Genomic DNA, 10,333 nt, shown 5'->3' on the forward strand with positions numbered 1-10,333 from the left:
CGCATCCGCCATTCTCCGCCCGACACGCAAAGGAAACGAACCATGCCCGCCAAGCCGGAAGACCATCTCTATCTCGTCGACGGCTCCGGCTTCATCTTCCGGGCCTATCACGCGCTGCCGGCGCTGACGCGGAAGTCGGACGGGCTGCCGGTCGGCGCGGTCGCCGGGTTCTGCAACATGATCCACAAGATGCTGCAGGATCTGAAAGGCGACGACGAGCCGAGCCATGTCGCGGTGATCTTCGACGCCTCCCGCACCTCGTTCCGGAACGAATTCTACCCCGATTACAAGGGCCATCGCCCCGACGCGCCGGAGGATCTCCGCCCGCAATTCCCGCTGATCCGCCGCGCCACGCGCGCCTTCAACCTGCCCTGCATCGAGATCGAGGGCTTCGAGGCCGACGACGTGATCGCCACCTATGCGCGCGAGGCCGCGAAGGCGGGGGCCGAGGTCACCATCGTCTCATCCGACAAGGACCTGATGCAGCTCGTGGGCGATCAGCCCGGCGGAGGCTATATCGGCATGGTCGATCTGATGAAGAACAAGGTCATCGGCGTCGCGCAGGTCCACGAGAAATTCGGCGTCGGCCCCGACCGGGTGATCGACGTGCAGGCGCTCGCGGGAGACAGCGTCGACAATGTCCCGGGCGCGCCCGGCATCGGCGTGAAGACCGCCGCGCTGCTGATCAACGAATACGGCGATCTCGAAACGCTGCTGGCGCGGGCCGAGGAGATCAAGCAGCCGAAGCGCCGCGCCAGCCTGATCGAGAACGCGGAGCTGATCCGCATCTCGAAACGGCTCGTCACGCTCGACGACAAGGTCGGGAACCTTCCCGATTTCGACGAACTCGCCCGGAAGCAGCCCGAGGCGGAGCCGCTTCTGGCCTTCCTGAACGAAATGGAGTTCACCACCCTGACCCGGCGGATCGCGGCGGCCATGAACCTGCCCGCCCCGGTCGCGGCGGCCGCGGCGGCCGCGCCCGAAGGCGGGCCGGCGGAGGCGCCGGGCGCCGCGGCGAGCCCGATCGACCGCTCCGCCTACGAGATCGTCCGCGACCTCGACACGCTCCGCGCATGGGTCGCCTCGGTCTATGAGCGCGGCGTCGTCGCGGTCGACACCGAGACCACCTCGCTCGACGAAATGCAGGCGGAGCTTGTCGGCGTCTCGCTCGCCACGGCGCCGGGGCGGGCCTGCTACATCCCGCTCGGCCACAGCACCGGGAACGGCGACCTGCTCGGCGCGGCCAAGCTCGCCGAGGGCCAGGCGCCGCTGGACGAGGCGCTGGCGATCCTGAAGCCGATGCTGGAGGATTCCTCGATCCTCAAGATCGCGCAGAACATGAAATACGACATGAAGGTTCTGGCCCGCTACGGGGTCAAGGTCGCGCCGTTCGACGACACCATGCTGCTCTCCTACGCGCAGGAGGCCGGGATCGGCGGCCACGGGATGGACGCGCTCGCGGCCCGGCATCTCGGCCACGAGACGATCCCGATCAAGACGCTGATCGGCGGCGGCAAGAGCCGGATCACCTTCGACCGGGTCGAGATCGACAAGGCCGCGCCCTACGCGGCGGAGGACGCCGACGTCACCTTCCGGCTCTGGCGGGTGCTGAAGCCGGGGCTGGTCCGCCACCGCGTCACCCGCGTCTACGAGACGATGGAGCGGCCGCTGGTCCCGGTTCTGGCCGATATGGAGCGCGCCGGCGTGCTGGTGGACCGCGACGCGCTCTCGCGGCTCTCGAACACCTTCGCGCAGAAAATGGCCGCGCTCGAAGCCGAGATCCATGAACTCGCCGGCGAGACGTTCAATGTCGGCTCGCCGAAACAGCTGGGAGAGATCCTCTTCGAGCGGATGGGGCTGGACGGCGGCAAAAAGGGAAAGACCGGCGCCTACGCCACCGGCGCCGACGTGCTGGAGACGCTGGCCGCCGAAGGGCACGACCTGCCGGCGCGCGTGCTTGACTGGCGCCAATTGTCAAAACTGAAAGGCACTTACACCGACGCGCTGCAAACCCACATCAACCCCGAGACCGGGCGCGTCCACACCTCCTACTCCATCGCCGGCGCCTCGACCGGCCGGCTCGCCTCGACCGACCCGAACCTTCAGAACATTCCGGTCCGCACCGAAGAGGGCCGGCGCATCCGCGAGGCGTTCATCGCGGCGCCGGGAAACATCCTCATCTCGCTCGACTATAGCCAGATCGAGCTGCGCCTTCTCGCGCATATCGCCGGGATCGACGCGCTCCGCCAGGCGTTCGCGGAGGGGCAGGACATCCACGCCGCCACCGCCTCCGAGATCTTCGGCGTCCCGATCGAGGGGATGGATCCGATGATCCGCCGGCAGGCGAAGGCGATCAATTTCGGCGTCATCTACGGCATTTCGCCCTTCGGCCTCGCCAACAATCTCCGCATCCCGCGTGAGGACGCCAAGCGCTTCATCGACGCCTATTTCGAGAAATTCCCCGGCATCCGCGCCTATATGGACGCGACCGTCGAGACCGCGAAAAGGCAGGGCTATGTCGAGACCGTGTTCGGCCGGCGGATCCACACGCCCGAGATCAACGCCAAGGGGCCGATGGGCGGCTTTCAGCGGCGCGCCGCGATCAACGCGCCGATCCAGGGCTCCGCGGCCGATGTGATCCGCCGCGCGATGATCCGCATCCCCGCCGCGCTCTCGGCGGCGAAGCTCAGCGCGCGGATGCTGCTTCAGGTGCATGACGAGCTGATCTTCGAAGCGCCGGAGGCCGAGGCGGAGAAGACCATCGCCGCCGTGAAGAAAGTGATGGAAGGCGCCAATTTCCCCGCGGTCCAGCTGTCGACGCCGCTGATCGTCGACGCGGGACAGGGCCCGAACTGGGCCGCCGCGCACTGAGGACGGCCCGGAAGACGGCGCGAAAGAAGACGGCGCGCCGCCGCCGGGCGTGAAAAAGGCCGCCCCGAACCCGGAGCGGCCTTTTGCACTTCGTGGCGCAGTCTTCGCCGAAACCGCTTCTGATTGCGAAGGCATATCGAGCAAAGCTCCCGAAGAAATTTTCGGGATCCCCCATGCTTGATGTCCGCTCAGCGGGACGAAGCCGACGGTCGCGTCCTTGTCGTCTGGCTGTTGTCCGAGATGTATCATCGGCTCGACCGCTCAGCCGGGAAGTCCTTCGATCCTTTCGATGGAGGCCAGGTCGTTGTCCCAATTTGCGCGACTGGAACAGCAGATATGCGCGTTGGGTCGCATGTCAATTCGGCTGTCAAGCGACCCTGCCGGCACCACAAGCAAACCGACCTCCGGCTGGGAAACTGGCAGCGCGGACCCGCAGTCGGAGCAAAAGCTCTTCACGTGGTTTGACCCGGAGAGCCGGAACGTCTTGATGTTTTCCTCGCCTGACACCCAGGTGATTTTGGCAGTGGATGAGAACAGGTTTGCCGAATGGGCCGAACCGCTGTCCTTGCGGCAGCGGGCGCAGTGGCACAGGAAAAAGCTCTCGAACTCTCCCGAAATGCGGAAATTCACAGCGCCACATACGCATTGTCCGGTGGCTGGATTGTTGTCCATTCCCACTCCTCTCGACAGGCAAGCCCCCTGCCGCCAGTCGAACGCAACTATATTGATCCCTCGTATTCGTGTGTTGGATCAAGGTCAAAAGGGCTCAAAGCGGACAATGCGCTCCGAGCCCTGGTATCATTCACCTGCACCACGAAGCGCAAAGGGCTGACGAACCCGGAGCGGCCTTTCAGGTCAAAGCCCGGCGTCTGCGGTCAGACGGACCGGCGCCGGCGCGAGATGAAGGCGAGCCCGGCGAGGCCGGCCAGCAGAAGCGGCAGCGCCGCCGGCAGCGGAACCGCCGAAATCGTCAGGTCATAGAGCGCCGCGTTGCCCTTGAACGGCCCCTGCGAGCCGTCGACGACGAGGAAATAACTGCCGGCCGAGGCGCCGAAGAGCAGCGGATTTCCGGTGGTGATGTTGGTCAGCAGAAGTCCGGTCGACGCCACCTGAACGCCGTTCGCGTCCTCCAGCGAGAACGCGACGCCCTTTTTCTTCGAGCCGCTTTCGTTGACGAGACCGGATTCGGCGACATGAACGCCGCCGACCTCATAGCCGTCAAAGTCGAAATTGACCTCGAAGCCCGACGCCGCCGAAAACTGGAACTTGTACTGGTCGACCTTGCTGACGATCCGGCCGTAGAGACCGAGCGTGTCGCCCGCGCCGATCGCGCCGAGGTCATAGGAGCCGTTGCCCTGCGGCGCGTCGCCGATCTTCGTCGTGCCGTCGACGATGGCGCGCGAGCCTTCAGTGACGCCGACGGTGAATCCGGTCGTCGCCGCGGCGACGGAGGAGGCGATGGAGAGCGCGCCCGCCGCAGCGATCGCAAGCATCTTGATTTTCATGACAGACCCCACAAACAAACAACATGCGGCTGTCTACAGGCGTCTTTTCATAAAATCCAGTGTAAATTGTCACGTTAGTTATTTACAACTGGAGGTTGATCTTCGTATTCGCGCCGCCGCCTACCCCGCCGGGTCCCGCAGGTAATCCGCGTCGGAGACATGCTCCCGCCATTCCACGCTCACCTCGTCCAGCGCCTCCTGCATCGCCAGATGAACCATGCCGGTCTCCGGCGCGGCGCCGTGCCAATGCTCCGCCCCCGCCGGAATCCAGACGGTGTCTCCGGGGCGAATCTCGCGGGGCGGCGCGCCCCGGAGCGCCACGCGCCCGACGCCCGAGAGGACAAGGAGCGTCTGCCCCAGCGGATGCGTGTGCCACGCGGTGCGCGCGCCCGGCGCGAACGAGACCCGGATCGCCACGACGCGCGCCGGCGCCTCGATCACCGGATCCATCCAGACGGATCCGGTGAACCATGTGGCGGGCGCCTCTCTGGACGGGCGCGCGCCAGCGGGAATGATCTTCATCTTCAGCGCTCCTTTTCAGCGACTGCGGCGCCCCGGCGCCGCGCATGGGCGCCGGGGCGTTGAAACCGGCGCGCGAAGGCCGCGCTCAGAACTCGGCGTCCGGGTCGAACGGGTCGTCCGGCGCGTCGGCCGGCCGCCAGCCGAACATCTCCCAGGTCCGCGCCATATGCTCCGGGAGCGGCGCGGTCAGCACCAGCCGCGCGCCCTTCTCCACCGGATGCGGCAGCGCGATCCGCCGCGCATGAAGATGCAGCTTCCGGCTCACGCCGCCGCCGAGCTGCGCGCCCCAGCCGTCGCCGTCGTTCACGAGGCTGTTGCCGGCGTATTTGCCGTCTCCCACCACCGGGTGGCCGATCTCGGCCATATGCGCGCGCAGCTGGTGCGTGCGCCCCGTCACCGGCCGGAGCGCGACCCAGGCCGCGCGCTGCGCCATGGTCTCGATCACCGCGTAATCGGTGACCGCGCGCTTCGCGCCCTCGGTCGCGTTCACCTCGTCGGGATGGATGCAGCGCATCTTCTCGGCCCCGGCGCCCCCGGCCTTCACCAGCCCGTAGCGGATCGTGGCGCGGCGCGGGCGCGGCGCGCCGGCGACGGCGGCCCAATAGGTCTTTTCCGTCTCGCGGCCCTGGAACGCCTTCGCCAGCGCGGCGGCGGCCCGCCCGGTCCGCCCCAGCAGGATGACGCCGGACGTGTCCCGGTCCAGCCGATGCACGAGGCGCGGCGCGTCCTCGCGCTCGAAGCAGAGCGCCTCCGCCAGCATCGCCAGATGAACCGCCTGCCCCGTGCCGCCCTGCGCCGCGAGGCCGGGCGGCTTGTTCAGCGCGATGACATGCGCGTCCTTGTAGATCACCGCGGCCCGGATCATCGCCGCCTGATCGTCCGTGATCCGGCGCGCCGCGGGCGCCGCCAGTTCGGGCGCCTCCTCCGGCAGCGGCGGCACGCGCACGATCTGCCCCGGCCCGACGCGGGTCGCGGGCTTCACCCGCCCGCCATCGACGCGAAGCTCGCCCTTGCGGCACAGCTTCTCGATCCGGCCCTGCCGCAGATGCGGGAAATGCCGGCGGAGAAACCGGTCCAGGCGCTGCTCGCCCTCGTCCGGGCTCACGGTCAGATGGCGCACCCCGACGCTCATGAGAGCGCCCTGCCGATCATCAGCCCGAGGAACAGCCCCGCGACCGAGAGGACGATCGAGCCGGCGACATAGGCCCCGGCGACGCCGAGCCGGCCGGTCTCGATCAGCTGCGCGGTCTCCAGCGAGAAGGCGGAGAATGTGGTGAAGCCGCCGAAGACGCCGGTCATCAGAAACCCGGCGAAAAGAGGCGACGCGCCGCCGCGCTCCAGGATCAGGGCCGCCGCCGCGCCCATCGCGAGCGAGCCCGCGATGTTGACGAACGCCGTCCCCCAGAGGAAGCTGGCGCCCATCATCCGCGCCGCGCCCGCATAGCTCAGATACCGCAAGACCGCGCCAAGCGCGCCGCCAAGGCCGATGATGACGAGATTCATGCCCGCGCTCCTGTTCAAACGCCGCTTCAACGCGCCCGGCGCGGCGCTGTCAAGCCGCGCTCAGGGTTTCGCCGCCCTCTTCTTCGCGAACCAGTCGAGCCGCTTCACCAGCTCGCGCTCGAATCCGCGGTCCTTCGGCAAGTAGTAGACGCCGCGTTTCATGCCGTCGGGAAAATAATTCTGGCCTGAGAATCCGTCTTCGGCGTCATGGTCGTACTGATAGCCGGCGCCGTAGCCTTCCTCTTTCATCAGGCGGGTCGGCGCGTTCAGGATATGCTTGGGCGGGGACGCCGATCCGGTGGCCTTCGCCGCCTGCATCGCCTGCTTGTAGGCCGTATAAAGCGCGTTGGATTTCGGCGCCAGCGCGAGATAGACCACCGCCTGCGCGATCGCCAGCTCCCCCTCGGGGGAGCCGAGCTGCTCATAGACGTCGCGCGCCGCCAGCGCCTGTTTCACCGCTTCGGGGTCGGCCAGCCCGATATCCTCCACCGCCATCCGCACGATCCGCCGCGCGAGATAGCGCGGATCCTCGCCCGCCGTCAGCATCCGCGCCAGCCAGTAGAGCGCGGCGTCGGGGTCGGAGCCCCGGACCGATTTGTGCAGCGCCGAGATCAGGTTGAAATGGCCGTCTCCCGACTTGTCGTAGACCGGCGCGCGGCGGGAGATCCGCGCCGCCATCTCCTCCGGCGCGAGCGGCCCGCCCTCGATCCGGAAGAGCTGCTCCGCCATGTTCAGGAGCGCGCGCCCGTCGCCCTCCGCCATCTCCGCCAGCGCCGCGCGCGCCGCGGCGGTCAGCGGCAGCGCCCGCCCCTCCAGCGCCTCGGCGCGGGCCAGAAGCTCCGCCATCGCCGCCGCGTCGAGCGGGCGCAGCGTCATCACCTGCGCCCGGCTCAAAAGCGCGGCGTTCAGCTCGAAGGAGGGGTTCTCCGTCGTCGCCCCGACCAGCGTCACCGCCCCGGATTCCATATGCGGCAGGAACCCGTCCTGCTGGGCCTTGTTGAAGCGATGGATCTCGTCGACGAACAGCAGCGTCCCGCGCCCGTTCCGCCGGCGGAGCGCCGCCGCCTCGAACACCTTGCGCAGATCCGCGACGCCCGAGAAGATCGCGCTGATCTGCGCGAAGGCGAGGTCCGTCTCCTCCGCCAGCAGCCGCGCGATGGTGGTCTTGCCCACCCCCGGCGGCCCCCAGAACACCAGAGAGGAGAGCGCGCCCGCGCCGATCATCGCGCCGAGCGGGCCGTCTTCGCCAAGCAGATGATCCTGCCCGACCACATCGCCGAGCTTTTCCGGCCGGAGCCGGTCCGCCAGCGGCCGCGGCGCGGCGGACCCGCCCGTCTTGTCAGGCCCGCCCGCCTTGTCAGGCCCGGCGCGGTCGAAAAGATCCGCCATGTCAGTTCCGGCGAAGCGAGGCCGGCGCCTCGATCAGCGGCATCCGCGCCGTCCGCCGCTTGCCGCGGCGCATGTAGGTCACCTCCGCCACCCCGCCGACGCCGACCGCCGCCATCCGGAACGACAGCTCCTCGATCGAACCGATCGGCTGCCCGTGGAAGGCGACGATGACGTCGCCGACCTCCAGCCCCGCCGCCTTCAGCGGGCTTTGAGGATGCATGTCGGCGATCACGACGCCGCCCGGCGTCTTGAGCCCGAGCGCGCCGGCGAGATCCGCGGTCACGCTCTGGCCGACGATGCCCGCCCAGGGGCGCCTCAGCGTCGTCTCGCCGGCCAGCGCGCTCTCCAGCGCCTGATGCACCAGATTGGCCGGGATCGCGAAGCCGATGCCGTTGGAGCCGCCCGAGCGGGTCAGGATCGCGGAATTGACGCCGACCAGCCGCCCGGCCATGTCGACCAGCGCGCCGCCGGAGTTCCCCGGGTTCACCGCCGCGTCGGTCTGGATGAAATAGCCGCCGATCCGGCCGGCGCGGGGCGCGCCGCTCGAGCGCGCCAGCGCCGAGATGATGCCGGAGGTCACCGTCTGACCGACGCCGAACGGATTGCCGATCGCCAGCACGAGATCGCCGACCTCGAGGCTGTCGCTGTCGCGGAACTTCAGCACCGGAAGGCCATCCACGTCTCTCAGCTTCAGGATCGCGATGTCGGACTGCTCGTCCGCGAAGACGATATCGGCGTCGAACTCCCGCTTGTCGGAGAGCACGACCCGAACCTCGTCGGCGCCGCCGACGACGTGGAAATTGGTGACGACATAGCCGTCCTGCCGCAGGATCACCCCGGAGCCGAGCGAATTCTGTATCCGCCGGCCCGAGCCGGGGCCGCCGAATTCGCGGAAGAACCGCTCGAAGAACGGATCTCCGGCGAACGGGTTGCGCCGCTGGGTGACCTTGCGGGAATAGACGTTCACCACCGCCGGCGCCGCCCGTTTCACCACCGGAGCGAAAGAGAGCGTGATCTCCTCCTGCGTCCGCGGAACCTGCTGGGCGGCGGCCGGCCCCGTCATCGCCGGCGCCGTCAGAGCCATGGATGCGGCCAGCGTCATCGCGGCCCAGGTCCAGCGTCGTCTCATGCGGCGTCCTCCTTCTTCTCCGCCTCCAGCGGCGGCGCGAACACATCGAATTCCCCCGGCACCCCGGCGAGCGGGAACGCGCCCATCGACCGCCACTCCGCCCCGCCCTCCTTCAGCCCGGAGACGAACGCCCGGCTGGCCACGACCGGCTCCCCCACCAGCTTGGTCACCCCTTCGAGCCGCGCCGTCTCGTTCACCACGGATCCGATGACCGACCAGAGATGCCGCGTCGGCGAGCCGATATTGCCATAGTCCAGCGTTCCGGCGTGCAGCGCCAGACCCCAGGCGAGCGGGCGGCGCCCTTCGGCCCGGCGCTCCGCGTTCAGGGCGTCGAGCGCGGCCTGCGCCCGGTCCGCCGCCCGCAGCGCGGCCCGGCGCGCGCCGTCCGCGCCCATCCGGTCCACCGAAAAGATCGCCAGCGCGCTGTCGCCGATGAAGTTCATCGGCTCGCCCCCCTCCGCCTCCACCGCGCCGGCGGTGCAGTCGAAGAACGCGTTGATCGCGCCGAAGAACTCGGCCCGGCTCATCGTCATCGACATCTCGGTCGAAGCGCGCAGATCCGAGAGCCAGACCACCGCCTCGGTGGAATCGAAATCCCCGCGCCGGATCGCGCCATGCAGAACCCGCGGCCCCGCCTCCTTGCCGATATAACATTCGGCCAGGGCCCGCGCGACCTGGCGTTGATCCGCGACCTTGACGATGACCGCCAGCGGGCGCCGGAGCCAGTCCAGCGTCTGGATCTCCTCGTCGGAAAACCCGCCCGGCCGGCGCGTGACGAACGTGCAGACCATGCCGGAGCGCGCCCTCCCCTCCAGTTTCCTGTCGAGCAACCCGTGCGATCTGAATCCGTCGAACCGCGCCCCGATCAGGAGATAATCCGTCATGCCCTCGGCGGCCAGCTTCTCGAGAATCGGAAAATCCAGCATGGCGCCCGGCCCCTGAAGCCGGCGGCGGAGCCGGGTGACGTCATGCGTCGCGGCGTGGCGGATCGGGCTCTGGCCCCAGATCTCCGGCGCGTCCTCCTCATTGTCGGAAAGCGTCTCCAGCGACAGCCCGCCCTCCAGCGTCCAGAGCACCGCGGAGCCCCGATAAAGCGGATGCAGCGTCGGGTGCGCCAGATAGGCGCGTTCGATATCGAGCCCCTCGTCGCGCAGCGTCCGGATCAGCCGGTCGAAGGTCTTCTCCAGCGGGGTCGACTCCAGCGCGTCGGCCACCAGCCACTCGATGATGCTGGCCGCGGCGGCGGGTGCTCTTCTCTTCATCACGGTCTCACTCCCTGGGCGCCCAAGGCGCGATCCGGCTTTCAAAATAGAGTCATGCGCTCAAAAACTAAAGCAGCGTCCGCAGCCCGCCCCGGGGCGCGCCGCCAGGTCCGCCGCTCCGGATGGGGGCCGCTCCGGGGCCAGGGCGCCCG

At 68.7% G+C, this 10,333-nt stretch carries 9 protein-coding genes; 1 reads left to right on the forward strand and 8 read right to left on the reverse strand.

Annotated features, from left to right (window positions below; translation table 11 throughout):
• Window positions 1-42: 42 nt before the first annotated feature.
• Window positions 43-2,871 (forward strand): DNA polymerase I, encoded by a 2,829-nt coding sequence (gene polA / locus WG921_RS08990; protein WP_340108881.1) that lies wholly within the window; start codon window positions 43-45, stop codon window positions 2,869-2,871.
• Between the two features lie 261 nt (window positions 2,872-3,132).
• Here polA and WG921_RS08995 read toward each other — a convergent pair whose 3' ends face one another.
• The 8 genes from WG921_RS08995 to WG921_RS09030 all read right to left on the reverse strand — a co-directional run bounded on the left by WG921_RS08995 (window position 3,133) and on the right by WG921_RS09030 (window position 10,181).
• Entirely contained in the window at window positions 3,133-3,543 is a 411-nt protein-coding gene (locus WG921_RS08995; RefSeq protein WP_340108882.1) for a GFA family protein, read from the reverse strand.
• A gap of 203 nt (window positions 3,544-3,746) precedes the next feature.
• A complete protein-coding gene (locus tag WG921_RS09000) occupies window positions 3,747-4,376 on the reverse strand; it encodes a VPLPA-CTERM sorting domain-containing protein (protein WP_340108883.1) in 630 nt (209 codons plus the stop codon).
• Window positions 4,377-4,496: 120 nt separating this feature from the next.
• Window positions 4,497-4,898 carry a (R)-mandelonitrile lyase gene (locus WG921_RS09005; protein WP_340108884.1) on the reverse strand — a complete coding sequence of 134 codons (402 nt, stop codon included), beginning with the start codon at window positions 4,896-4,898 and terminating at the stop codon, window positions 4,497-4,499.
• An 85-nt stretch (window positions 4,899-4,983) separates the two neighbouring features.
• A complete protein-coding gene (locus tag WG921_RS09010; protein ID WP_340108885.1) occupies window positions 4,984-6,030 on the reverse strand; it encodes an RluA family pseudouridine synthase in 1,047 nt (348 codons plus the stop codon).
• Entirely contained in the window at window positions 6,027-6,401 is a 375-nt protein-coding gene (locus tag WG921_RS09015; RefSeq protein WP_340108886.1) for a fluoride efflux transporter FluC, read from the reverse strand. The genes WG921_RS09010 and WG921_RS09015 overlap by 4 nt, the downstream gene beginning before the upstream one ends.
• Window positions 6,402-6,461: 60 nt before the next feature.
• The gene (locus WG921_RS09020) at window positions 6,462-7,790 is read right to left on the reverse strand and encodes a replication-associated recombination protein A (RefSeq protein WP_340108887.1); all 1,329 of its coding nucleotides are present in this window, start codon (window positions 7,788-7,790) and stop codon (window positions 6,462-6,464) included.
• Window position 7,791: 1 nt separating this feature from the next.
• Window positions 7,792-8,919, reverse strand: a complete 1,128-nt coding sequence (locus tag WG921_RS09025; protein ID WP_340108888.1) for a trypsin-like peptidase domain-containing protein — start codon at window positions 8,917-8,919, stop codon at window positions 7,792-7,794.
• On the reverse strand, window positions 8,916-10,181 hold the full coding sequence (locus tag WG921_RS09030; RefSeq protein WP_340108889.1) for an adenylate/guanylate cyclase domain-containing protein: 1,266 nt from the start codon (window positions 10,179-10,181) through the stop codon (window positions 8,916-8,918). The genes WG921_RS09025 and WG921_RS09030 overlap by 4 nt, the downstream gene beginning before the upstream one ends.
• Window positions 10,182-10,333 lie beyond the last annotated feature (152 nt).

This window comes from Paludibacillus litoralis (genome assembly GCF_037646705.1).
GTDB lineage: Bacteria > Pseudomonadota > Alphaproteobacteria > Rhodobacterales > Rhodobacteraceae > Pikeienuella > Pikeienuella litoralis.

Excerpts from the sequence above, each read along its gene's own strand:
- polA (WP_340108881.1), top strand. The coding sequence starts at position 43 with ATGCCCGCCAAGCCGGAAGACCATCTCTATCTCGTCGACGGCTCCGGC.
- WG921_RS09015 (WP_340108886.1), bottom strand. The coding sequence starts at position 6,401 with ATGAATCTCGTCATCATCGGCCTTGGCGGCGCGCTTGGCGCGGTCTTG.
- WG921_RS09010 (WP_340108885.1), bottom strand. The coding sequence starts at position 6,030 with ATGAGCGTCGGGGTGCGCCATCTGACCGTGAGCCCGGACGAGGGCGAG.
- WG921_RS09005 (WP_340108884.1), bottom strand. The coding sequence starts at position 4,898 with ATGAAGATCATTCCCGCTGGCGCGCGCCCGTCCAGAGAGGCGCCCGCC.
- WG921_RS09000 (WP_340108883.1), bottom strand. The coding sequence starts at position 4,376 with ATGAAAATCAAGATGCTTGCGATCGCTGCGGCGGGCGCGCTCTCCATC.
- WG921_RS09020 (WP_340108887.1), bottom strand. The coding sequence starts at position 7,790 with ATGGCGGATCTTTTCGACCGCGCCGGGCCTGACAAGGCGGGCGGGCCT.
- WG921_RS09030 (WP_340108889.1), bottom strand. The coding sequence starts at position 10,181 with ATGAAGAGAAGAGCACCCGCCGCCGCGGCCAGCATCATCGAGTGGCTG.
- WG921_RS08995 (WP_340108882.1), bottom strand. The coding sequence starts at position 3,543 with ATGGACAACAATCCAGCCACCGGACAATGCGTATGTGGCGCTGTGAAT.
- WG921_RS09025 (WP_340108888.1), bottom strand. The coding sequence starts at position 8,919 with ATGAGACGACGCTGGACCTGGGCCGCGATGACGCTGGCCGCATCCATG.